18 protein-coding genes are annotated in these 23,713 nt (G+C 54.2%); 14 read left to right on the top strand and 4 right to left on the bottom strand.

Annotated features, from left to right (window positions below):
* Window positions 1-57: 57 nt before the first annotated feature.
* Complete coding sequence (locus F1E05_RS11845; RefSeq protein WP_150048702.1) at window positions 58-1,224, bottom strand: aminotransferase class V-fold PLP-dependent enzyme; 1,167 nt, start codon at window positions 1,222-1,224, stop codon at window positions 58-60.
* Between the two features lie 446 nt (window positions 1,225-1,670).
* On the opposite strand from F1E05_RS11845, the gene F1E05_RS11840 reads away from it, so the two are divergent.
* A complete protein-coding gene (locus tag F1E05_RS11840) occupies window positions 1,671-5,672 on the top strand; it encodes a hypothetical protein (RefSeq protein ID WP_150048700.1) in 4,002 nt (1,333 codons plus the stop codon).
* Here F1E05_RS11840 and F1E05_RS11835 read toward each other — a convergent pair.
* A complete protein-coding gene (locus F1E05_RS11835; protein WP_150048698.1) occupies window positions 5,661-7,151 on the bottom strand; it encodes a methyl-accepting chemotaxis protein in 1,491 nt (496 codons plus the stop codon). The two genes, F1E05_RS11840 and F1E05_RS11835, sit on opposite strands and share 12 nt — an antisense overlap.
* Complete coding sequence (locus F1E05_RS11830) at window positions 7,148-7,693, bottom strand: PAS domain-containing protein (protein ID WP_150048696.1); 546 nt, start codon at window positions 7,691-7,693, stop codon at window positions 7,148-7,150. The genes F1E05_RS11835 and F1E05_RS11830 overlap by 4 nt, the downstream gene beginning before the upstream one ends.
* 454 nt (window positions 7,694-8,147) lie before the next feature.
* On the opposite strand from F1E05_RS11830, the gene rpmH reads away from it, so the two are divergent.
* The 12 genes from rpmH to radC all read left to right on the top strand — a co-directional run bounded on the left by rpmH (window position 8,148) and on the right by radC (window position 19,508).
* On the top strand, window positions 8,148-8,282 hold the full coding sequence (gene rpmH, locus F1E05_RS11825) for a 50S ribosomal protein L34 (protein ID WP_150048694.1): 135 nt from the start codon (window positions 8,148-8,150) through the stop codon (window positions 8,280-8,282).
* Complete coding sequence (gene rnpA / locus F1E05_RS11820; RefSeq protein ID WP_150048692.1) at window positions 8,283-8,651, top strand: ribonuclease P protein component; 369 nt, start codon at window positions 8,283-8,285, stop codon at window positions 8,649-8,651.
* A complete protein-coding gene (gene yidD, locus F1E05_RS11815; protein WP_150048690.1) occupies window positions 8,633-8,857 on the top strand; it encodes a membrane protein insertion efficiency factor YidD in 225 nt (74 codons plus the stop codon). The genes rnpA and yidD overlap by 19 nt, the downstream gene beginning before the upstream one ends.
* Window positions 8,858-8,859: 2 nt before the next feature.
* Entirely contained in the window at window positions 8,860-10,563 is a 1,704-nt protein-coding gene (gene yidC / locus F1E05_RS11810) for a membrane protein insertase YidC (RefSeq protein WP_150048688.1), read from the top strand.
* 2 nt (window positions 10,564-10,565) lie between these two features.
* The gene (gene mnmE / locus F1E05_RS11805) at window positions 10,566-11,906 is read left to right on the top strand and encodes a tRNA uridine-5-carboxymethylaminomethyl(34) synthesis GTPase MnmE (protein ID WP_150048686.1); all 1,341 of its coding nucleotides are present in this window, start codon (window positions 10,566-10,568) and stop codon (window positions 11,904-11,906) included.
* 159 nt (window positions 11,907-12,065) lie between these two features.
* A complete protein-coding gene (locus tag F1E05_RS11800; protein WP_150048684.1) occupies window positions 12,066-13,202 on the top strand; it encodes a site-specific integrase in 1,137 nt (378 codons plus the stop codon).
* Window positions 13,199-13,741, top strand: a complete 543-nt coding sequence (locus F1E05_RS11795) for a hypothetical protein (protein ID WP_150048682.1) — start codon at window positions 13,199-13,201, stop codon at window positions 13,739-13,741. The genes F1E05_RS11800 and F1E05_RS11795 overlap by 4 nt, the downstream gene beginning before the upstream one ends.
* Window positions 13,742-13,835: 94 nt before the next feature.
* Window positions 13,836-14,138 (top strand): helix-turn-helix domain-containing protein, encoded by a 303-nt coding sequence (locus tag F1E05_RS11790; protein WP_150048680.1) that lies wholly within the window; start codon window positions 13,836-13,838, stop codon window positions 14,136-14,138.
* A complete protein-coding gene (locus F1E05_RS11785) occupies window positions 14,135-14,404 on the top strand; it encodes a hypothetical protein (RefSeq protein WP_150048678.1) in 270 nt (89 codons plus the stop codon). The genes F1E05_RS11790 and F1E05_RS11785 overlap by 4 nt, the downstream gene beginning before the upstream one ends.
* Window positions 14,397-15,332, top strand: coding sequence for a toprim domain-containing protein (locus F1E05_RS11780; RefSeq protein WP_150048676.1), 936 nt, complete (start codon window positions 14,397-14,399; stop codon window positions 15,330-15,332). The genes F1E05_RS11785 and F1E05_RS11780 overlap by 8 nt, the downstream gene beginning before the upstream one ends.
* Window positions 15,319-17,349: a cell wall-binding protein gene (locus tag F1E05_RS11775; protein WP_150048674.1), complete on the top strand. Its 2,031-nt coding sequence runs from the start codon at window positions 15,319-15,321 to the stop codon at window positions 17,347-17,349. The genes F1E05_RS11780 and F1E05_RS11775 overlap by 14 nt, the downstream gene beginning before the upstream one ends.
* Before the next feature lie 1,634 nt (window positions 17,350-18,983).
* Window positions 18,984-19,508, top strand: coding sequence for a RadC family protein (gene radC, locus F1E05_RS11770; protein ID WP_232056637.1), 525 nt, complete (start codon window positions 18,984-18,986; stop codon window positions 19,506-19,508).
* A gap of 62 nt (window positions 19,509-19,570) precedes the next feature.
* On the opposite strand, the gene F1E05_RS11765 is transcribed toward radC, so the two are convergent.
* Complete coding sequence (locus F1E05_RS11765; RefSeq protein ID WP_150048672.1) at window positions 19,571-20,128, bottom strand: recombinase family protein; 558 nt, start codon at window positions 20,126-20,128, stop codon at window positions 19,571-19,573.
* 541 nt (window positions 20,129-20,669) lie between these two features.
* On the opposite strand from F1E05_RS11765, the gene F1E05_RS11760 reads away from it, so the two are divergent.
* Entirely contained in the window at window positions 20,670-23,453 is a 2,784-nt protein-coding gene (locus F1E05_RS11760; protein WP_190303118.1) for a tetratricopeptide repeat protein, read from the top strand.
* The last annotated feature ends 260 nt before the right edge of the window (window positions 23,454-23,713 follow it).

The raw sequence follows: 23,713 nt of genomic DNA, 5'->3' as shown, positions 1-23,713 counted from the left end.
GACGGTGAACGAACCGGCCGGACTCGGCTTATGAGAGTCCGGCCGTAGCGCAAAGGATTATTTCAACTCGGAACGATAGTAGTCCAGCGCTGCACCGACGCCGCTGCCGGCTTTGATGTCGAAGCCGTGGTCCAACAGCGCCATTTCCACCCCGGCTATCGCGCCCAGCATGGATACGTCGTTCATGTCGCCGATGTGGCCGATGCGGAACACCTTGCCGGCGACTTCGCTCAGGCCGGCGCCCAGCGAAATGTTGTATTTTCGGTAAGCCGTAGCGATGACCTCGCGGGCGTCTTTATCGGCCGGTACTACCACCGCGGTCACGGTGTCGGATTCGAAACCGGGTTGGGCGCAAATGCTCAAGCCCCACGCGGCCACAGCGCGGCGGGTGCCTTCGCCTAAGCGGTGGTGGCGGGCGTAAATGTTGTCCATGCCTTCGGCCAGCAGTAATTCCAGAGACTTTTTCAAGCCGTGCAGCATCGGCGTGGACGGGGTGTACGGGGTGTAACCGTCTTTGTTGGACGCGGCCATGTCTTTCAGCGAAAAGAAGGAACGCGGGAAGTTGCTGGTTTCGACGGCGGCCAGGGCTTTTGGGCTGAAGCACAAAATCGCCAAGCCGGCCGGCAGCATAAAGCCTTTTTGCGAGCCGCTGATCGCGCCGTCCACGCCCCATTCGTCCATCCGAAAGTCGATACTGGCGATGGAGCTGACGCCGTCCACGAACAGCAAGGCCGGATGGCCGGCGGCGTCCATGGCTTTACGGACGCCGGGAATATTGCTGGTCACGCCGGTGGAGGTTTCGTTGTGAGTGGCCAACACCGCTTTGATGCTGTGGCCGCTATCTTCTTTCAGGCGGGCTTCCAAGTGGTCCAGCGGGATGCCTTTGCCCCATTCGATTTCGTGCATTTCCACGTCGAAACCCAAATTTCTAGCGGCGTTGGCCCACAAATGGCCGAATTGGCCGAAGCGATAAATCAGCACCTTATCGCCTTGGTTCAAGCAGTTGGTCAGCGCCACTTCCCAGCCGGCGGTGCCGGTGGCCGGGTAAACGAAGCATTGGCCGGCTTCGGTGCGGAATACGTGTTTCAGGTCGGCCAGAATCGGTTTCAGCAGGTTGGGAAAAATCGGCGAGCGATGGTCTTCCATGGGCACGTGCATCGCGCTCAAAACTTCGTGCGGGGTATTGGTAGGACCGGGGACAAATAAGTGGTTGCGACCTGCCATCTGGCTTCTCCTAGTTAGTGGGTTGATAGCGCTGAAACCGCGGGATGTTGGCATATTTGCCGCTTTTGGGCAAGTCTAGGTCTCAGTCTCCGCTTTGATGCCAACGATAAAAAAGCTTTTCAAACCGAATGATTCGGAACGATTTGAAGTATTATTTTTTGAATAAAGTCTCTCGTTCGATGAATGCAAAGCCTTACCTACAATTTGCTTGCACTTGGCCCTGAAACTCGTTAATTCGCGGGATATTCAAGTGATTATCGCGTAGCGCGAACCGAGCCGATTCAATAACGACGAGAGGAACATTGCCTAACCCGCCGGAGCTCGCTTTTCGCCGGAGTATCGATTCGCCGTCGGGCGGTCAACGGCGTTGAAGCGTTGGCTGCCGCGGTAGTTTTTGCATAATGTTTACCAGTCCAGTCAGCCGATTGATCACACGAGGGTTTGCCATGCTTGTCGTTCGTCGCTTCTTGCTGTTGCTCGTTTCGGTTTTCGCCGTTGTGCCGTATGCGTCGGCGTTCGACCAGCAGCGAGTGCCGGATATTTTAAAGCCTTGGATTCCCTGGGTTTTGTCCGATCAAGTCGATTTGGCATGTCCGTTCGGCTATCAGGATTTTCAGCAAAAACTGTGTGTCTGGCCCAGCCGGTTGCAGCTCGATTTAACGCGGACCGGCGGACATTTTCACGGCGAATGGCAGTTGCACCGTGCCGGCTGGATCACTCTTCCGGGGGATAGCGAACATTGGCCGCAACGGGTATCGCTGGAAAGAACGCCAGCGGTTGTGTTGCAACGCGACGGTAGGCCGGTCGTTTGGTCGGCGGCGGCGCGGGTCTCGGTGAGCGGCGAATTTGTCTGGAACGCACTGCCGGAGCGTTTGTCCTTGCCGGAAGCTACGGCCTTGATCGGGGTTGCGGTCGACGGCCGGCCTTTGTCTTACCCGCATATCGAAGCCGAAACCCTTTGGTTGGCCGCCGGGGCGGTTGCCGAGGCCGCGACTGCGGATAGCTTGGACTTACAGGTTTTCAGGCGGATAAGCGACGACAATCCCTTACAGGTTTCGACCCGTTTGGAATTGAACGTCTCCGGCAAGGTAAGAGACGTCGATCTTGCCTATGCCTTGTTGCCCGGTTTCGTTCCGGTCAGCATACATAGTCCTTTGCCGGCACGGATAGAACCCAACGGACATCTGCGGGTGCAAATACGTGCCGGTCGATGGCAGCTGGACCTCAACGCGCGTTATCCGAACCAACCGAGCGCCTTAACCTTGCCGCCTGCCGAGGCGTCGGTTTGGCCGTCGGTGGAACTTTGGTCGTTTCAGGCCGAACCGAAGTTGCGGGTTGTGGAGATAGCCGGGGTTACCCAAGTCGACCCCAGTCAAACTAACGTTCCGGCGGAATGGCAGGCCTTGCCGACTTACAGGGTGCAAGCCGGTCAGAGCATGCACTTTCAACCGGTCAGCCGCGGGGATCCCGATTCGGCACCCAATCAGCTGTCGCTCACGCGCAATATCTGGTTGGATTTCGCCGGAACGGGTTACACGGTACGCGACCGGATTAGCGGCACCATGAATAGGGAATGGCGGCTGAACGCGATGCCGGCCATGCAACTGGGGCAAGTATTGCTGGACGGCAAAAATCAATTGATTACCACGCTTGCCGACGGCGAGCGCGGTGTGGAAATCAGGCGAGGTTCTCTGGAAATGCTGGCCGATAGCCGCTTGGAACAGGGCATAGGGCGCATCGATGCGACCGGGTGGCGGCACGTCTTTCAGCAAGCCGAGGCGGAATTGAATATTCCTCCGGGCTGGCGTTTGCTGGCGGTCAGCGGTGTCGATAATCGGCCGGCCTGTTGGTTGTTCGATTGGCGTTTATCGGACTTATTCCTGATAGTCTTGATCGTGTTTGCCGCAGCCAAGCTGTGGACGTGGCGTTGGGGGGCCGTGTTGGCCATCGCGCTGTTATTGATTTGGCAGGAGCCCGATGCGCCGCGCTGGATTTGGTTGCATTTATTCGTCGCACTCCATTTGCTGCGCAAATTTCCTCAGCAGCGTTGGGTCTTGTGGCTTAAGGGATACCGCAACGTATGCTATCTAGCGCTGTTACTGTTGCTGCTGCCGTTTGCGCTAGGACAGCTGCGCCTGAGTTTGTATCCGCAAGGGGATAGTCCGGCCCGGCCGCCTGTCCCGGTGGCCATGGCCGAGCAAGCCTCTATCCCCGCGCCTATGGCGGACGCCATGGAAGCAGGGCCACCCGTAAGCTTGTTTGCCCAAAAAGCTCATCTCAAGCGGGCGATGCCGGCGGGCCCGGCCATTAGTGGAGATGCGGACACATTCGAGCGGGTAGATCCCGATGCCAATCTGCAAACCGGTCCCGGTATTCCGCAATGGCATTGGCACACGGTGCATTTAAGCTGGAACGGCAGCGTGGACGGCGCACACCAGCTCGGCTTGTGGTATTTGCCGCCGTTGGCCCTGCAGTTGTTACGCATTGTGCAGACCGGTTTGACGCTGATGTTGGCCGTCAAATTATTCGGTTGGCCTCGCGATTGGCGCAAATTTCTGCCTAATCCGGCTTGCGTTGGTCTGGCGCTGGTACTTTTCTTGGCGAATGCCGATTTGTATGCGCAGATTCCGGATGCCAACTTGTTGCAGGAATTGAAAACCCGTTTGCTGGAGGCGCCGGACTGTTTGCCCGAATGCGCGCAAATTTCCGACTTGGTTGTTGGGCTGGATTCCGAGCAATTGCGCTTGGAGCTGGAAGTCCATGCTCAAACCGAGCTAGCGGTACCGATTCCGGGCGACAGGCAGCAATGGTATCCGAACGACGTGCTCTTGAACGGAATGCCGGCAAGCGGTTTGATCCGGCAGCAACAGCAGCTTTGGCTAAAGGTGCCGGCGGGGGTCAATCGCGTGGTCATGCACGGCGCCTATCCGCTACAAGATAGATTCGTGTTGGTTTTGCCGTTAGTGCCGCAAAAGGGGCGGAGTATAGGCGATGGCTGGACGGTAAGCGGATTTCAAGACAACGGTCGGGTCGGTCCGCAATTGGAATTCAATCGGAATGCCCCGCGCGATCCGGGCACTAAACGCGATATGGAGACGATGCGACCGTTTTTACGCGTGGAGCGGGAGCTGCATTTGGATTTGGATTGGCGGGTGACTACGCGCGTTTTGCACCAGGGGGAGGAACTGCGGCCGGTGTTGATTGAAGTACCGCTGCTGGCCGGGGAGTCGGTGCTCAGCGCTAACGTGCGGGTGCAGGACGGGAAGGCGGTGGTCACTATGCCGGCCGGGCAATCCGGCATGGAATGGCAGTCCAGCCTGGATAAGCGTGACACTATCGAACTAACCGCGGCCGATGCCGCCGATTGGAGCGAAGTATGGCGAGCGGACATCGCCCCGCTCTGGCATGTGCAAAGCGCGGGAATTCCGGTACTAAGCCGTGAGCAGGGCGCCGACTATTTGCCGGAATGGCGGCCTTGGCCGGGCGAAAAAGTGATTTTACAGATCAGTAGGCCCAAGCCGGCACCGGGTGTTACCTTAACCATAGAGCGTAGCGACCTGACGCTTACTCAAAGCGACCGCGATCAGTCAGCCGTGCTGGATGTGCACTTGCGCAGTTCCAAAGGCGGTCTGCACAGCATAAAACTTCCGCCCGGAGCCCAACTGCAACAGGTCAGTATCGACGGCGTTGTGCAAGCCATACGCTTAAGCGGCGATCACATTCGCTTTCCGCTGCGGCCAGGGCAACAGCAAATCGGTTTGGAATGGCGGACGGTTGAAGCGCAAAGTCTGTTGCTGCGCTCGCCGGCAGTCGATCTCGGTATGCCGAGTGTGAACCATCATATTCGTATCGTGCCGGCCGACGGGCGCTGGCTGTTGTTTGCCGCGGGGCCCGGATTAGGGCCGGCCAACGCGTTTTGGGGTATTGTAGCCTTGGCCGCACTATTGGCATGGGGGTTGGGTAAGGCTTCCGCTACGCCGTTAAAAGCCGGGCATTGGTTGATTTTACTGCTGGGACTGAGCCAGCTACCGACCAAAGCGGCCCTGCTTCCGGTGGTCTGGCTGCTTGCCGTCGGTTTGCGGGAGCGCTGCATCCCGCAAGTGCGCTGGCAATACCATGTGCTGCAAATCGGTTTGCTCGTGCTGTCGCTCGCGGGTCTGTTGTTGCTGGCGGCAAGTCTGCGGCAAGCGCTGCTCGGCGAAGCCACTATGTTTATCGCCGGAAACCATTCGGCGACCGGCGAGTTGAATTGGTATCAGGACCGAGTGGATTCCGCACCGGCCGGCGCGTTCGTGTTGTCCGTGCCTATGGTTTGCTACCGGCTGGTCATGTTGCTGTGGTCGTTTTGGTTGGTCGTGAGTTTGTTGAACTGGCTGCCTTGGGTTTGGCGTTGCTTGACAGCCGGCGGCTTGTGGAAGCCAAAGCCGCCGACGTCTTTAAGCGTTTAATTGTTCGGGATTGAAGCGTTTCTTTTCCTCTATCATCTCGTCGATGAATTTCATGACTTGCGCGCTGGCTTGCTCGGAAAGTTGCATTTGTTTGATGATTTCATCCAGCTTTTTCGGATCGTCCTCCCAATTGCCGCGGGAGGTCTGATAGGCGAATTGCGTGGTCAAATGCACCTGCTGATGCGGGTAATCCAGATTGCTGTAAGCGCGGGTGGCGCGGAATTTCTCGTAACCTATGCCTTGGTAATACCATTTGCCTAAGCGGCAGTTGTGATTGTCGACCATAATCGCCTTGTACTCGGGGCATTCCGTCTCGGTGGCAATCGCAATGTAGCCGTTTTGTTTGTAAATGATGTGATCTAATTTGGTCAGCAGGCCGAAGGACTTATCGCCGGCATAACTGATGTAGCGGGTCGATTCTTTGGCTGAATGGGATAAATCCGAAAATTGTTTTCGAAACGAACTGACCTGTTCCATGATTTGCTGAGACAACGCCGCGGAGCTTTCCGCTTCCGTATGCATTTGCGCGACGCGCTTGTTGAAGGCATTGATAGTGCGGGATACCTCCATGGCCGCAGTCTTGGTATGCTCCGACAAGTTTTTTACTTCGTCGGCTACAACGGCGAAGCCGCGGCCGTGTTCGCCGGCGCGGGCCGCTTCGATAGAGGCGTTAAGCGCCAGCAAATTGGTTTGGTCGGCGATACCGGTAATCATGGACAGGGATTCGGTGATTTGTTTGCTGTCGTTGATCAAGGCCGTGATCACGCCGGAAACCGAATGCACATTGCTGTTGATGTCGTGCAAAGACGCGCTGATCAAATCCACCGTGCCTAAGCTGGCGTCGGCGTTGCGTCCGGTTTGAGAGGCAATTTTCTCCACTTTTTGCAGCTGTTCGGTGATGTTGGCCAAATCGTTTTGACAAGCTTTCAGATTGTCGGACAAATTATTGGTGTTCAAGGCATGCAAGCCGGAAGCCAATCGGCGTTTGATCATCAATCTGTCGTTCTCGTGCATGTGTTCCAGCGCGCGGTTGATGTGGATGGCCGACTGTTTCAACAAGCCGGGAAAGCCGTCGGCCAGCGAGTAACGGTAGCGGTTGCCTTTGGCGGCTTCTTTGAAGCAGGTGTTTACCTCCTTGAAATAGGACTCCATGATGTCCAGGGTATCGTTCAATTCCCATGCCACTTTGCCGATCTCACCCATGCCGCGGGTTTCGGTGATGCGATGATAGAGTTCGCCCTTATTGGTCGCCACCAGGACCTGTTCGATGCGCGCCAATACCTCCAGTTGTTGCTTGCTGTTGCGCCAAGCGTCGAATGCGATCAAAGGTAACGGCAGGACCAGTAGGCTATAAAGCCAGGAAAAGCCCGCGCTAAACAATTGATGGCCGTAAATGAGCACGGTGCTGAGTAAAATGCCGGCAATGGAATAGTTAGCGCGGGTTTTTAAGAATGGAATATTGGCGCTGACGTTTTTCATCGAGTGCCTCCGTTGGGTTTATACAGGTTCAAGACCAAGTGATGATAATCGTGGGAGCCGGTTTCTATCACGCGTTGTTTTAGATACTCCATGGATTTGTAGGGGGCGTCTTTGCGGTCGCTACTTTTTTCTATGGCGAGCATTTCGCGATACAAGGGTTCGATCACGTCCAAAGCCGAGCGCGGCGGGTTGCGCCGTACCGAGTAATAGCCCTGCAGTTGCCCGTTTTTATCCATATCCGGGGTGATGTTGGCGAATACCCAATAAAAGCTGCCGTCGGCACATAAATTTTTGACGAATCCGAAGAATTCATCGCCGGCTTTTAAGGCGTCCCACATATAGCGGAACACGCCTCTGGGCATGTCCGGGTGGCGAATCAGGTTATGTTGAACTCCCAATAACTCGCGCTCGGAGTAACCGGAAATTTGCATGAAAATGCGATTTGCGTAAGTGATAAGCCCGGTGGTGTCGGTTTTGGAGACGATAAAATCGTCGGGCGCCAATTGCTTTTCGTTATTATTAGGCGTGATTTTTGGTTTCATTTATCCATTCCGCATCAGATCCTTCGGGACCTCGTCCCTAACAGAGAAAAAGGTAAATTGAAAGAATTCGGCTAGCGCACCGGTAGCAATTCCGGCTAGGGCTAGTCGCTCAAAATTATGGACCGAAATCTTAGAATATGTTGGGATTCTAACGATCGATCACCAAGACAAGCAACCGGAACAGTGATGACGGTTTGATAGCCGCGAGGCTTTGTAAATCGCGGATAGGCAGTAATTCGAAGATGCTTGCCGGCTTGGTTCGTGTATTTGGCGGTTTACGATTGCCGCGGATTCATGGTTTTCGGTTAAAGCCTTCAACACAGAAAGGTCCGGGGTTGGAGCCGGGGTAAATCGAAGTCAATCAGGATGCTCGCGCACGTTGAAATTGACAGTCTGTCCGCTGTTCACGTATCATCCGCCATCTTTTTACCTGCTAGCAATTAGGCAAAAACTCATGAAAAGAACTTATCAACCCAGCAAACTCAAACGCGTCAGAACTCACGGTTTCCGTGCCAGAATGGCAACCGTAGGCGGCCGTAAAGTACTTAATGCGCGTAGAGCAAAAGGCCGCGCTTCTTTGACCGTCTAATTGGCGGCCGAAGAATTCTGTTTTCCCGATGCTTATCGGCTCAGGACGCCAGCCGATTACAAAAATGTCTTTACAAATCCGGTAAAGTCCAGCGACAGGTACTTTACCGTATTGGCCGTCAACAACCTTCTGGAGCATCCGCGCTTGGGTTTGGCGATTGCCAAAAAAGCCATCAAAAAAGCAGTCGCAAGGAACCGTATCAAAAGAACTGTCCGGGAAAGCTTTAGACTACAACGGCAACAAATCATCAATATCGATATTGTTGTTTTGGCACGCGGGGAAGCGGCCAACGCGGACCCGCACATTTTGAGGAAGTCATTGGAACGGCATTGGCTTAAATTGGTAGATCGATGCGATTCCTGCTCATAACCCTGATCAAGGTTTACAAATACTGCATTAGCCCCTTGCTGGGGCCGCGGTGCCGTTTTTACCCCAGTTGCTCAAGTTATGGCTTGGAAGCTATTCAACGCTTCGGCGCTGCGAAAGGCTCATATCTAACGCTAAGACGATTACTGAAATGCCACCCTTTTCACGAGGGCGGTATCGATCCTGTTCCGGAAAAACCGAGTAAATAACGATGGATAACATTAGATTTTTGCTGATCATGGCTCTGCTGATGATCTCTTATATGCTGTGGGAGTCGTGGCAGATCGATTATGGGCCGAAACCTCAAGCTATCGTCTCCGATAAGCCTTTGGTTGCCGATTCGCCCGAAGCAAGTTTAGCCATGGACGGTGGAGCCGCCGCTCAGGCCGCGGCACCGGCTAATGGCGCCGCCGTGCAAGCTAGCCGGAAAATCGTAAAAGTAGTCACCGACGTCGTCACGGTGGAAATCGATACCGAAGGCGGCACCCTGCTTAACTTGGATTTACTCAACTATCCGCAAGAGAAAGTCAATGGCTACGTGCAAAAAGCTTATCAGCTGATAGGCATGCAGGCACCGGAAAAAGACTTGTCCCCCATCCGGTTATTGAGCGCTGATCAAGACAAGATTTTTCTAGCCCAAAGCGGTTTGGTGTCCAGCGGAAATTCCGCTACGGCTCCGGACCATCACGCAGTGTTCGAAGCGCAACAAGCCGTTTATCAGCTTAAAGACGGCGAACAAGAGCTGGCGGTACCCTTGACTTGGAGCGATGCTAACGGTTTGCGCATCACCAAACTATTTACCTTCAAGCGCGGCAGCTATGCGGTCGAATTGACGCAAAAAGTCAGCAATCAATCCGGCACCGCTTGGACCGGGCGACAATATAACCAATTGCTGCGGCTGGAGCACAGCGATAAAAGCAACAACTTTATCAGAACTTTTTCCGGCGGCGCGCTTTATACGGATAAAGAAAAGTTCCAAAAAATCAATTTCGAGGACATGGCCAATAAAAACCTGGAGCTGACTGCGCCGGGCGGCTGGAGCGGTTTTATTCAACATTATTTCGCCAGCGCCTGGATTCCGGCGGCGGATCAAGAAAACCATTTTTATACCAAATCCTTGAATGACGCTCGCTTCGTAATCGGCTCTTATTCCCCGGATTTGACCGTTCCCGCCAACGGCGAGGGCGAATTTAGCGCGCAACTTTTTGCCGGCCCGAAAATACAACCTGTGATGGAAGCTTTGGCGCCGGGTCTGGAATTGACCGTCGATTACAGCTGGCTCACGGTCATCGCCAAGCCTATCTACTGGCTGTTGAACAAGATTCACGGCTACGTGGATAACTGGGGCGTGGCGATTCTAGGGGTCACCTTCTTCATCAAAGCGTTGTTTTTCAAGCTGTCTAAGGCCAGTTTCCAGTCCATGGCCAAGATGCGCAAAATTCAGCCTAAATTGAAGGAGTTACAAGAACGTTATGCCGATGACAGGCAACGTTTCAACACCGAAATGATGGCCATGTACAAGCGCGAAAAGGTCAATCCTTTGGGCGGCTGTTTGCCCATACTGGTGCAGATTCCGGTGTTCATTTCTTTGTACTGGGTGTTGATCGAAACCGTTGAGCTGCGTCAGGCCGAATTTGCCTTGTGGATTCAGGACCTGTCGGTGCAAGATCCGTTTTATCTGTTGCCGATTATCTACGGTATCACGATGAAAATTCAGCAAGGTTTGAACCCGGCACCGGTCGATCCGCTGCAAGCCCAAGTCATGAAAATGTTCCCCATCGTATTTACGGTGTTTTTCCTGTTCTTTCCATCGGGTTTGGTGCTTTACTGGATTTGCAATAACACCCTGTCCATTATTCAGCAGTGGTATATCACCAAGCATGTTTTAGAAGAAGACGCTCATCATCACCACTAAACATGCTGCAGGACGGCGACACCATAGCCGCCATCGCCACGCCGCCGGGTAACGGTGGCGTTGGCGTCATCCGCATTTCCGGCCCGCGAGCGGCCGAAATTGCTCGTCGACTGGCAGGTAAACTGCCTAAACCCCGATACGCCGTATTCCGGCATTTTCGCGACTCCGCTGCGGGCCTGATCGATTCCGGATTGATGTTGTATTTTCCGGGGCCTGCCTCGTTTACCGGCGAAGACGTGTTGGAGCTGCAAGCTCACGGCGGCCGGATCGTGCTCGACATGCTATTGCGGCGGGTATTGGAGTGTGGCGCACGCATGGCGGAACCGGGCGAATTCAGCAGACGGGCGTTTTTGAACAACAAAATCGATTTGGTGCAAGCCGAAGCGATAGCCGATTTGATCACCAGCAGTACCGAACAAGCCGTTCGCTCGGCCCAGCAATCCTTGCAGGGCGTATTTTCCCAACAGGTTAGCGAATTGGTCGACGAATTGATCGAACTGCGAGTGTTCATCGAAGCGGCGATCGATTTCGTCGACGAAGAAATCGATTTTCTGAGCGATGGGCTGGTTGCCGAGCGAATCAAGCGCTTGCGCGACCGGGTTCGGATCATTCAACTGAGTGCGCAGCAAGGACGCTTGTTACACGACGGCATTAGCGTAGTGTTGGCCGGGCGGCCCAATGCCGGCAAATCCAGTTTATTGAACGCGCTGGCCGGTTACGATGCGGCCATCGTGGCCGAGATGGCAGGTACCACCCGCGACGTGTTGCGCGAACGGATACAGGTCGACGGCATGCCGTTGCACATCATCGACACTGCTGGGTTGCGCGACAGCGACTGTACAATCGAGCAAGAAGGCGTGCGCCGTGCGCAACGCGAAATCCGGCAGGCCGACGTGGTATTGCAGTTGATCGATGCGAGTGACGATTCGGCTGTGCCCGGGGATTTAGGCTTGCCGGCCGGCGCAACCCTGGTCAAGGTATTCAATAAAATCGACTTAATCGGGCAAGCGCCCGGAATGCTCGAATCCGAGTACGGGGTAGAGATTCGGCTATCGGCAAAAACCGGGCAGGGCTTGGAGTTGTTGCGCGCCCATCTGAAACGTTGCGCCGGGTTTAGCGACGCAAGCGAAAATGCCTTCGTTGCCCGTCGCAGGCATGTGGCAGCTTTGCTTGGCGCGGAACAGGCGCTGGCGAACGCCGAGGCGCAGATGCAAGCTGCGGCGCCGGAATTGGTTGCCGAAGAGTTGCGGCAAGCTCAAACCGGTTTGGCGTCGATTACCGGCGAGTTCGGCGTCGACGATCTGTTGGGCGAAATCTTCTCCAGTTTTTGTATCGGAAAGTAAGTCGGTAATCAACTGAAAGCATCCGATAAACAAAGTAAAATATAACAATAGCTTAAGTAGGTAAAAAGCTATTTTGTTTTCCGTTTTTCTCCCTTTACTTTGCTAATTTTTACCCCTATATTACCCCTGAAGTGTTTTAGGGGGTAAACAGGGGTAAAAATGAAGATCACGATTGAGAAGCGGGCCAATAAGGACGGCGATAAGCAGTCACTCCGCCTGGTCTACTGGTACGGTAGCTTCACTGATAGCGCCGGCAAGGTTAAACATAACCGCAAGCGCGAACAGCTCGATCAATTCCTTTACACCAACCCCAAATCTAAGCCTGAAAAACAGCACAACAAGGAAACGCTGCAATTGGTCGAGGCCATCAAGGCTAAGCGATTGGTTGAGGCAGCTAGCGGACAGCATGGCTTTACCGATTCCAGCAAACTAAGCGCCAGCTTCTTCCGGTTTTTCGATCAGATAATGGAAACAAAAAACACTGTGACCGGCCGGGGTAACTACTCGGTTTGGCAAGGTTGCCGAGTTCAATTGAAGCGGCACTATCCGGACGAAAGTTTGACGTTTGAGCAGGTCACACCCGAGTGGCTGGATGGTGTACGCCATTACTTCGAGAACCAAGCCAAAACCAAAAGCGCCAACCAGATCAGCAAAGCCACCGCGTCGGCCTACTTCAACAAAGTGCGGGCAGTGGTCAATGCCGCCTATGCCAAGGGAATTATCAACCGCAACCCATTGGCGCAAGTCAAAGGCATTAAATCGGAATCGACCGAGCGTACCTATCTGACCATCGAAGAGGTGAGAGCACTGGTTAAAACCGAATGCCGTTACGACGTGTTGAAGCGGGCCTTTCTGTTTTCCTGCCTGACCGGCCTACGCTGGAGCGACATCAACAAATTGGATTGGGCGGAAGTGAGCCAACTCGATGGTGTGCATCGCTTGACTTTTAACCAGCAAAAAACCAAAACCCTGCAATATCTGGATATTACACAACAGGCTTTTGCGTTAATGGGCCAGCCGGAAAAACAAGGCCGCGTGTTCCAAGGGTTGAAGTATTCGGCATGGATGAATCTGGAGCTGTTGCGCTGGTGCATGGCGGCGGGGATCAGCAAACACGTAACGTTTCACGCTGGTCGGCATACCTTCGCTGTTTCCCTGCTATCTCGTGGCGTCGATATTTACACAGTTTCCAAGCTGCTAGGGCATAGCGAAGTTAAGACCACTCAGCTTTATGCAGACATCATTGACAGCGTGCGGAAAGAAGCTATGCACCGGATACCGGATATAGGATTATGACGGTTAGTTCGACTTGGACTTTTGATGAAGCGATGAGTGAGCAAAATAAATATGTCGCCGCAAACCCAAAAAGAGCACTAGACCCCTCAGGGCCACTGTTTCAGTGGTTTGCATTGAAGAATTTGGAAGATTATCAAAAGGGTTTTGAACAAGGGGACAAGCATCTTTTGATGGTGGCAATTAGTGAATGTGCGGTGCATGGTTTGGTTATGCCTGATTGGGTTGCAATGGGGTATTTGCGAGGATTTTATGCCGTATCTAACGCTAGATTGAAGTCTTGGGATGACGCTTTCGAACGACCATATCCTAAAGGGACTAATCTAAAAGCTGTAAGAAAAAAGAGAGAGTTGTCCATGGCGGTATTGAATTCCATAAATTCAATCTTGCAAAGCAATCCAAAGACACCAATCGATTCGGCCTTATTCGAACAAGTAGGGCAGGAATTTGATATCGGTAAAACACTGGCAGCTGATTATTACTACTACGCTAAGAAAATAGTCGAGAGTTGGTATCCAAGGCGTTCAGTTAATGATCCTTGACTTCCGCGAATTTTGAAAATTTAGCGGGAATACTAATCAACTATTGATAATTATATTTCGCCTTCCTTTTAACAAGTCTAAGGAAGTCGAAAAAATGCAAACAACCACGCTTCAAGACATCGCCGCGCGTCTTGATACCCTGACAGCGGCGGTTCTCTCCAATAAAACCGTTCTGACTATCGAAGAGGCTGCCGCTTATACTGGGTTGACGGTTTCGACGATTTATAAACTAACCAGCACTCAGCAAATTCCGCACAGTAAGCCGCGCGGCAAAATGTTGTATTTCGACCGCGCTGAACTGGATACCTGGCTCTTACAACGCCGAATTAAAACGGTCGACGAAATTGCTTCCGCTGCAGCGGATCACGTTGCCAAGATACAAGGCGGTGTGAAATGAAAACAAGCTCAGTCGCTAAGTGCGAAATCAATCGGATGAAGCAAACGCTTGTTGTAGCGGGGCTGGAAACCCCGGCTGAGCGTCGCTTGAAGTTGGAAATCGCCAATACCGCCGCGCGGTTTCGCGGTGCCACGCGCCTTCAGTATCCCGAAATCGCGGCCGCTCTGGTGCGTTTGATTGACGATTTGGAGATTGAGTCGAAAGTGCCGCCGAACTGCCCTGCATGCGGACGGATGTTAGACATTGAGGGCCACCACCATGACTAACGCCTTCGAGATAGTAGACCAATTCAAAGCCGCCATGCTTGACGCCGGTATCGAGCCGCCACCCTTGATTCAAGCCGATGGCGTGTTGCACCGTTTCTACATTGCGGGCCATAAAAAAGGCAGTCTGAACGGGGCCTATAAACTGCATTTGGACGGCGCCAAGCCGGCCGGATATTTCGAAGACTTCAAAAACGGCGTAAAGACCACTTGGAAGGCGGGCGGTCCGGTGTTGGCATTAACCCTGGCCGAACGTACCGAACTAGACGCCGCCCGCCGCCAGCGCGAAGCCGAACTTGCCGCCAAACGCGACCAAGTGGCCGCCATAGCCCGCCGAGAATACCGCAAGGCGCGGGCTTGGCCGTTCGAGCCGACCGGTTACATGGTTAGAAAGCAATTGCCAAGCGCCCACTGTGCCAAGCGCGGCCGCTTCGATAGGCGCGTTCGTTGCGTCGATGGCGTGGTTCGGCGGCTGGTGGTCGACGGCGTGTTGTTGGTGCCGGTGCTGGATCGGGCCGAGTGCATCCGGAATATTCAATACATCTTCGACCTCGCGCCGCCGCAAATCGGCCGGGATAAAACCTTTATCGCGGGCGGCGAGTTAGGTGAGTGCTTTTGCCGGATCGGCGCACCGAGCGACACGGTTTTTCTGGTTGAAGGCTTCGCCGACGCGGTGAGCTTGCATGCCGATACCGGTTGCCGGGTGTATATCGCGTTTTCCGCCGGTAATTTGCCGGCGGTGGCCTTGATCGTGCGCGAATTGCATCCGCAAGCCGCTGTTATCGTGTGCCGCGATAACGACGACGTAGGCGGCCGCAAGGCCGACGAGGCAGCGGCCTTAGTCGGCGGCAAGGTGTACGCACCGCCCTTTGGTAAAGATTACAGCGATTGGTTTGTCGAGCAAAGGAGGCTGGAACGTGAGCGAGGATAAGGAAAGCAAGGTGGTCGAAATTACCGCCGCATCCAAGCGCCCGGACGGTGGGAAGGTTAGCCGCAGTCATTCGGGGGCCAAATCCGGCGGCGGTGGCACAGGCAACGGTACGCCGGAACGGTTCGGCTGTTACGCGGTGAAAAACGGCTGTTTTGTGCAATTGAAGCCGACGACCAGCAAGGACGGCGGCTTTTCCGAAGTCGAAATCGTCCTAACCGACTTCACCTGCAAAATTTTAGAGGAAGTGAGCGCCGACGACGGGATAAACGAAGCCAATTTCTTGCGGATTGAAGGCCGGCGGGCGGACGGCCTGGCGCTGCCGGCGGTGGATGTGCCAAGCAAAAGCTTTTTCAGTGCTCAATCTAATTGGATCGGCGAATACTGGGGAACTCTGGCCTTTCTGTATCCGGGGCCGGCAAAAAAGGACAATTTGCGGGCGGCGGTTCAGTTGTATTCGTCTTTGAATGGCGATCCGCCGCGCCGCCGCGTGTATCGCTATACCGGCTGGAAGCGGATCGACGACCGTTGGCACTATCTGACCGGTTCCGGAGCAATCACCGCCGCCGGCTTGGCCGATACGGTCCAAGTAGACCTTGGCGCCGGTCATATGAGCCGCTATGCCTTGCCGCCGCCGTTAGCGGGAGCAGAACTTAAGCCAGCGGCGGAGGCTGCCTTGGGTTTGCTGGCGGTCACACCGGCCCGGCCGCACGTGGGCGCCGCCTTGCTGGCGGCCGTGGCTCGGGCGCCGCTAGGCGAATGCCAGCCGACCGATTTTGCCTTGTGGCTGCACGGCTTGACCGGTTCACGTAAGTCGGCGGTGGCGGCCATTGCGCAAGCCTTTTTTGGCGACTTCGGCAGCGGGCGAACCTTTCCCGCCAACTGGGCGGATTCGGCTAACGATGCTGAAATGAAGGGCCACCAAAGCAAGGACGCGATTTTCACGATTGACGATTACAAGCCGTCGGTTTCGCTGGCCGAGGCCGGGAAATTACACGCCATGGCCGAGCGCTTGATACGGGGCGTCGGCAACCAATCCGGCCGGGGCCGGCGCGATGCCAACATGAGCGCCAAGGCGGCGCCGCATTGTCGGGCGTTGATGCTGATTACGGGCGAAGACTTGCCGAAAGGTCAGTCGTTGTTAGGGCGCTTGCTGGTACTGGAATTGGGACGGGCCGACGTGGATAACGCGGTACTGTCTAAGCTGCAAGAGGCCGCCCGCTTAAGCTTATTTTCCGGCTTGATGAGCGCCTATGTGCAGTGGTTGGCTAGCCGTATGGACGAGTTTAAAACGGCATTCCCGGCGGCGGTACAGGCATTGCGCGACGGTGCGATTCGTGACGGTTTCGCCGCCTCGCACCCCAGAGCGCCGGAGATTTACGCAAATCTCGTGGCCGGGTTCGAAATGTTTTTAGACTTTCTGGAACAGGCCGGCGCCATGAGCTGCGAGCAGGGCGGCTCATGGCTAGACCAAGCGGAGACCGGCCTACGTGCGGCCTTTGCCGAACAAGGCAGCTATCAGCAAGAACAAGACGAATGCCGCCGCTTCTTTGAGCTGTTGCGGGCGGCACTCGCCTCGGGTAACGGTCACATTGCCAACCGGATCAACCAAGGCCCGCCCGCCACCAAGCCCTACGCTTACGGTTGGCGGGATGCAGGTTCGGACATCACCGGCGACCGCCAGTATAACCCAATGGGGGATTGTATTGGCTGGCACACCGACGGCACAGGCCACCAACCAGCCGAGGTTTGGCTACAGCCGGACGCGGCGTTTAAAGTGGCGCAAGACTTCGCCCGCCGCCAAGGCGATGCGTTTTTATTGTCTGCCCCGTCGTTATGGCGCCGGCTGTGCGACCGGGGGTTATTGCTGAAGACCGAGCCGGACGGCAAGACCGGCAAACCTCGGACCGCGATCAAGCGAGTGGTAAACAATGCGCAATCGGTCCGGGTATTAGTCGTCAATGCCGAATTACTGGTTGAGTCGTTTACGGCCGAACAATCTCAATCCAATGCCCGCTAACGCTGGAACCCGCGCCCGATGACCGACCGCCAAACGGTGGCTGTGGTATGGCGCTGGTCTGTTTGGGTTAGCGGTCGTTTGCTTAAATTTATAGGGGGATCATATTTGTAGTTGTGGATTTCGGGGAGATAGGCTTACAGCCCTTATTTATCAAGGCTTCCATGCTCCCCGAGCGATTAAAAAAGCTGGGGATTCTCCCAAAAAAATCGGGGGAGCAAATCTAATCCACGTTAAGGCGATTCATCGGCCGCGAGTAACTAAATAACCGTTCCCCGAGAAATATCCGGGGAGTTACCCGAAAATCCGAGGTGTCCGGGGAGCCTGTAGACCGCGCCAGATCTGGCCTAGAGGCCTATCTACCCAAATTCCCCGGTTTTCAGACATAAGAGAGGTAGAGAACTATTTTGTTACGGTTGCCGCAACGCATGTTTAGCGTTCGAAACGAACCAGTTAACGATTGCGCGGCTTGCCGCTCGGCTGAAGCGCGGCCGACGGTTATCCACAGCATTAGGGTTTTATGTGCTTAACAGCCACGCTATACACACCCGGCATAGGGGGGTGGTAAATCTCTACGGGCGGTTACGCTAGACCCGTCGCCCAGCTAAACATTTGCTGGAGTCATTTTTACAAATCCAAAAAGCCCCATTTAGCCTTGAAGTTATTCACAATATCAATTCGTTAGATTCATAGCCTAAACGTTATCAACACCCCCTGGGGGGCGGTCAATCTCTGGGGTTTCGATCCGCTAGACCCCTAGCAACTCGTTATTTTCTAGGGCGCGAGTTTTCATACCGGGGGTATTCCACAGTGGATAGGTTTTTATTGGTCGGCCTGTGGATAACTTGGATGGATGTTGACCGTCACGCCCCGACCGGATCAGCCCCCAGCCGCGCCTACCCCTTGGCGTGATTCAGTTCGGCGCGGGGATCGGCGTTCGACTGGGTTGTTTAGGTTTGAGTATCAGCGCTGTCGAGTGCAAAGGCCGGTTATGACCGCCCGCCACCGAGCATGGCGCTCAGAGCGGGCGCGGTGGCAAATATGGGGTTCGGGCTAGGTTTAGCGGAAATGGCCGGTATCCTTACCCCGTCTTCTACGTTCGTTTAACCCCCCTTTCGATAGAGGCCTACCTATGCCACCTTGGCAACTCGCCGGCTTTTTAAGCTATGCCGATTATTGGCGGTCCCGGCAACCAATCACCCGCCGCTTGCACCCCAAGCGAAAAAGCGTTGACACGCCGAACCCAGCACCCGCACAATAACGCCGCCAGTCCGCAGACTGGCCGGGCGTAGGAACCCGTTTCATTGCATCGGCGACAATCGCCACTTTAGCCAGTGGCTTTTTTATGCCCGACGTTCGGCACGGCTAAGCTGTGTGTTTCGTTATGACGGGCTTGCTTGGGCAGCTTTCGGGCTGGCCGCACCGATGCGCGGTATTTCCTACCCCACTCAAGCCCGTCGCCCAATGCTGTAGGAAGTATAGCGACGGTTTATCCAAACCAGCATCGGAGTAACCACTATGCCCAGCGCATCCCAATCCGCTCGTTTCGAGCATCATTGCCCCAACAAACCATCCGTATGTGGGCCGCTTGCCTCACCGGCGTTGTCAGCTATCGGCTTTTGCTGGGAGGTGTAACCATGGCGGCGCACATTCACGCTACAAATCCGCTGAAATTGCCGTATTTTGTGGCCGATGCCGGCGGCAAATACTCGGCGCGTCGCTCGCTGACCGAGGCGCAAATCATCAAGGCGGCAGCGCTGTTGCTCAACCAGCGGGTAGAGCGCGGCGACTTAATGAATACCCCGGAATTGGTTGGCACTTACTTTCAAACCCGTTTGCGCGAGCGGGATCGCGAAGTATTCGCGTGCTTGTACTTAAGCGCGCCGCTCCAAGTGATTCAATACGAAGAGTTGTTTAAAGGAACCGTCGATACTGCTGCGATTTATCCGCGCGAAGTGGTTAAACGCTGCGTACAACTCGGCGCATCGTCACTATTCATCGCCCACAATCACCCCAGCGGCGACTTATGGCCGAGCGATGCGGATAGAAACATTACCAACCTACTCAAGCAGGCGCTGCAATTGATCGACGTTAGGTTGTTGGACCACTTCATAATCGGCAACGGTGCGCCGTTTTCGTTTGCCCAGCGAGGCTTGATCTAACCGAAAGCGATAAAAAAAGCCGGCGGCCGGGATGGCTTGCCGGCTTTTGTTTTGTTGGGAGCTTAGGCGGCGAGTAGTTTGTATAAGGTCGGCCGGCTGATGCCGTAGGCTTTAGCGACGGCGCTTTTCTCTTCGCCGGCTTCGATCCTGGCTTTAATTTCGGCGGCTTGCTCGGTGCTCATTTTAGCCGGGGCGCCTAACTTTCTGCCTTGGGCCTTGGCGGCTTGTATGCCTTCCCGCTGGCGTTCCTTGATTAAGGTGCGCTCGAACTCGGCAAACGCGCCCAGCATTTGCAGCATAAGCGTTTGCATGGGCGACGCGGCGGCGGCTTCGAAGGTCAGATTTTCTTTGTAAAACTTCACCGACACGCCTTGGCCGGTCAGTTGCTCGATCAAGGTTTGCAAGTCTTTCAGGTTCCGCGCCAACCGGTCTATCGAATGCACGTGCAAGGTATCGCCTTGGCGTAAATGGTTTAAGCAGTTGCTCAACTCTGGCCGATTAACATCCTTGCCGCTCACCTTGTCGGTAAACACCCGATCAAGCGCTATGTCCGCCAATTGGCGTTCAGTGTTTTGAACCGTGGAACTCACCCGAACGTAACCGATGTTTTGACCTTTCATAAACCCGCCTATGTGTAAAATAAAGTCTTAGACTCATGATAGCACATGTAAATAAAGTGTAAAGTTAAGTTTTATTTACACGGTAGAATGCGGGTTTGAAGGGTGTGTGTAAAGTGTAAAAAAATGTATACATTAATTTGCGAAGTTTAATTGAAGTTAAGTGAGAAAATGTCGGCGAGGTTATATGCGTGCTATCGACCCGAAACGGGCATTGGTTTTTAAACTCCAACGCCCGCTAAGATTATATTGCGGCCATTTGATGCCGCACATAGGGTAAGTGTTTCCATCGGACTGTTCTAAAAGGACAATATAAGTGGCATGCACGTTAGATTGATAGCGGGCATGGCGTGTGTGATGATGTCGCCTTTTAGTGATAAAAATTTAGAGTTTTATGATTTGGCTAAAACGAATTTGGCGTTGGATTTCAGTCTCAAAAAATCAAAAAACACTGGCCTTCATCGGAAGTGGTTTAGCGGTGGCGATCGGTGGAATCTATGCGTACTTAAACGATTCGGATAAGGTTCCAGCACCCACGGGTAGCATGGTTATAACCGGCAACAATAACAACCAAGTCAATGGCAACCACAATATTATCAGCACAAACATCGATGGTGATAGCAACATCGTCACTACGGGCAATATCTATAAATCAGCGGATTATCTCGCTTTAAAGTCTGAACTTGAAAAAGCCGAACAGCATTTCAAATCCTATCCTGAAGACCCTAGTTTTAGACAAGAGTTAAAACAGGCGCAACAAAACATAGAAGATTTCAAGCGCGACGTATTAAAACTGGCCGAAGATTTCAACAAAATCCCGATCAACACCGAAAGATTACGTCTGGCTAAACAATATTTCGATACAGGAGATTATCAGAAAGCACGTACCATTTTAGACGCAGAAGGTATGAGCCAAGACCAAAGCGCATTATTAGTTAAAAAAAAACGGATGGAAACTGAGCAAGCCGAACTGGACAGACAATTAAATAACAACGCTACAGAGTTTTTACTGAAAGCTAAACTCACAGCGATTGATTATAGTCTGCCGGATCGGGTTGGCAAAACCAGCGAATATTATGAAAAAGCGCTGACATCCGCTCGCACCCCCGAAAATTTATTTGCTTACGCTCGTTTTTTACAAGACAACAATCAATTTAAGGCTTCGGAAAAAGTCTATCAAGAGGCGCTAGGCGATTACCGCAAGCTGGCCGCCGACAACCCGGCGGTCTATTTGCCGGATGTGGCAGGCACGCTGAATAATTTAGGCCTCTTGGTCAGTGCCGACAGCAGCCGGCGGAAAGAAGCGGAGGCCTTGTATCAAGAGGCGCTAGGCGTGTGTCGCAAGCTGGCCGCCGACAACCCGGCGGTCTACTTGCCTGATGTGGCCATGACGCTGAATAATTTAGGCCTCTTGGTCAGTGCCGACAGCAGCCGGCGGAAAGAAGCGGAGGCCTTGTATCAAGAGGCGTTAGACGTGTACCGCAAGCTGGCCGCCGACAACCCAGCGGTCTATTTACCGGATGTGGCCATGACGCTGAATAATTTAGGCAACTTGGTCAGTGCCGACAGCAGCCGGCGGAAAGAAGCGGAGGCCTTGTATCAAGAGGCGCTAGGCGTGTGTCGCAAGCTGGCCGCCGACAACCCGGCGGTCTACTTGCCTGATGTGGTCATGACGCTGAATAATTTAGGCCTCTTGGTCAGTGCCGACAGCAGCCGGCGGAAAGAAGCGGAGGCCTTGTATCAAGAGGCGTTAGACGTGTACCGCAAGCTGGCCGCCGACAACCCGGCGGTCTATTTGCCGTATGTCGCCATGACGCTGAATAATTTAGGCCTCTTGGTCAGTGCCGACAGCAGCCGGCGGAACGAAGCGGAGGCCTTGTATCAAGAGGCGCTAGGCGATTACCGCAAGCTGGCCGCCGACAACCCGGCGGTCTATTTGCCGTATGTCGCCACGACGCTGAATAATTTGGGCGCCTTGGTCAGTGACGACAGCAGCCGGCGGAACGAAGCGGAGGCCTTGTATCAAGAAGCGCTAGGCGTACGCCGTAAGCTGGCCGCTGACAACCCGGCGGTCTATTTGCCGGATGTGGCCACGACGCTGAATAATTTAGGCACCTTGGTCAGTGCTGACAGCCGCCGGCGGAACGAAGCGGAGGCCTTGTATCAAGAGGCGCTAGGCGTACGCCGTAAGCTGGCCGCCGACAACCCGGCGGTCTATTTACCGGATGTGGCAGGCACGCTGAATAATTTAGGCATCTTGGTCAGTGACGACAGCAGCCGGCGGAAAGAAGCGGAGGCCTTGTATCAAGAGGCGTTAGACGTGTACCGCAAGCTGGCCGCCGACAACCCGGCGGTCTATTTGCCGGATGTGGCCATGACGCTGAATAATTTGGGCGCCTTGGTCAGTGACGACAGCGGCCGGCGGAAAGAAGCGGAGGCCTTGTATCAAGAGGCGCTAGGCGTATGCCGTAAGCTGGCCGCCGACAACCCGGCGGTCTATTTGCCGTATGTCGCCACGACGCTGAATAATTTAGGCAACTTGGTCAAAGCCGACAGCAGCCGGCGGAAAGAAGCGGAGGCCTTGTATCAAGAGGCGCTAGGCGTACGCCGCAAGCTGGCCGCCGACAACCCGGCGGTCTATTTACCGGATGTGGCCATGACGCTGAATAATTTAGGCATCTTGGTCAGTGACGACAGCGGCCGGCGGAACGAAGCGGAGGCCTTGTATCAAGAGGCGCTAGGCGTACGCCGTAAGCTGGCCGCCGACAACCCGGCGGTCTATTTGCCGGGTGTCGCCACGACGCTGAATAATTTAGGCAACTTGGTCAAAGCCGACAGCAGCCGGCGGAAAGAAGCGGAGGCCTTGTATCAAGAGGCGCTAGGCGTACGCCGTAAGCTGGCCGCCGACAACCCGGCGGTCTATTTGCCGGGTGTGGCCATGACGCTGAATAATTTAGGCAACTTGGTCAAAGCCGACAGCAGCCGGCGGAACGAAGCGGAGGCCTTGTATCAAGAGGCGCTAGGCGTACGCCGTAAGCTGGCCGCCGACAACCCGGCGGTCTATTTGCCGGATGTGGCCATGTCGCTGAATAATTTAGGCATCTTGGTCAAAGCCGACAGCAGCCGGCGGAAAGAAGCGGAGGCCTTGTATCAAGAGGCGTTAGGCGATTACCGCAAGCTGGCCGCCGACAACCCGGCCGTCTATTTGCCGTATGTAGCCATGACGCTGAATAATTTAGGCATTTTGGTCAAAGCCGACAGCAGTCGCCGGAAAGAAGCGGACAGTCTATTTAGTGAAGCGTCGATAATTCGCCAGAAGTTACATTAGTCAAAATGCTTTTATAGAATTGCGCAAAGGGTAAGTAGTAAACGTTAGCTAAGGCTCATTACCAGGCATTCTCTAGAAAATCCATCCGTCCCCTTGTGTCCGATAGTTGACTTATGTTTCTTTCTGCATTGCATCAACTTACACTATATTTACCCAAAATAGTTCATAATATATTGATTATTATATAAACATTAGCTTTTGTATCGGGAAATAGCAGCGGTTCCGGACGGTTCCGAAGCAATCCATTAAATACCAGTTAT

This window comes from Methylomonas rhizoryzae (assembly GCF_008632455.1).
Lineage (GTDB): Bacteria > Pseudomonadota > Gammaproteobacteria > Methylococcales > Methylomonadaceae > Methylomonas > Methylomonas rhizoryzae.
Note: the sequence above shows the minus strand (reverse complement) of the source record. Positions and strands in the feature narration are given on the sequence as shown.

What these genes read in the sequence shown, in the direction of transcription:
- F1E05_RS11845 (WP_150048702.1), bottom strand. Translation starts at nt 1,224, where the DNA reads ATGGCAGGTCGCAACCACTTATTTGTCCCCGGTCCTACCAATACCCCG.
- F1E05_RS11840 (WP_150048700.1), top strand. Translation starts at nt 1,671, where the DNA reads ATGCTTGTCGTTCGTCGCTTCTTGCTGTTGCTCGTTTCGGTTTTCGCC.
- F1E05_RS11835 (WP_150048698.1), bottom strand. Translation starts at nt 7,151, where the DNA reads ATGAAAAACGTCAGCGCCAATATTCCATTCTTAAAAACCCGCGCTAAC.
- F1E05_RS11830 (WP_150048696.1), bottom strand. Translation starts at nt 7,693, where the DNA reads ATGAAACCAAAAATCACGCCTAATAATAACGAAAAGCAATTGGCGCCC.
- rpmH (WP_150048694.1), top strand. Translation starts at nt 8,148, where the DNA reads ATGAAAAGAACTTATCAACCCAGCAAACTCAAACGCGTCAGAACTCAC.
- yidD (WP_150048690.1), top strand. Translation starts at nt 8,633, where the DNA reads ATGCGATTCCTGCTCATAACCCTGATCAAGGTTTACAAATACTGCATT.
- yidC (WP_150048688.1), top strand. Translation starts at nt 8,860, where the DNA reads ATGGATAACATTAGATTTTTGCTGATCATGGCTCTGCTGATGATCTCT.
- mnmE (WP_150048686.1), top strand. Translation starts at nt 10,566, where the DNA reads ATGCTGCAGGACGGCGACACCATAGCCGCCATCGCCACGCCGCCGGGT.
- F1E05_RS11800 (WP_150048684.1), top strand. Translation starts at nt 12,066, where the DNA reads ATGAAGATCACGATTGAGAAGCGGGCCAATAAGGACGGCGATAAGCAG.
- F1E05_RS11795 (WP_150048682.1), top strand. Translation starts at nt 13,199, where the DNA reads ATGACGGTTAGTTCGACTTGGACTTTTGATGAAGCGATGAGTGAGCAA.
- F1E05_RS11790 (WP_150048680.1), top strand. Translation starts at nt 13,836, where the DNA reads ATGCAAACAACCACGCTTCAAGACATCGCCGCGCGTCTTGATACCCTG.
- F1E05_RS11785 (WP_150048678.1), top strand. Translation starts at nt 14,135, where the DNA reads ATGAAAACAAGCTCAGTCGCTAAGTGCGAAATCAATCGGATGAAGCAA.
- F1E05_RS11780 (WP_150048676.1), top strand. Translation starts at nt 14,397, where the DNA reads ATGACTAACGCCTTCGAGATAGTAGACCAATTCAAAGCCGCCATGCTT.
- radC (WP_232056637.1), top strand. Translation starts at nt 18,984, where the DNA reads ATGGCGGCGCACATTCACGCTACAAATCCGCTGAAATTGCCGTATTTT.
- F1E05_RS11765 (WP_150048672.1), bottom strand. Translation starts at nt 20,128, where the DNA reads ATGAAAGGTCAAAACATCGGTTACGTTCGGGTGAGTTCCACGGTTCAA.
- F1E05_RS11760 (WP_190303118.1), top strand. Translation starts at nt 20,670, where the DNA reads ATGGTTATAACCGGCAACAATAACAACCAAGTCAATGGCAACCACAAT.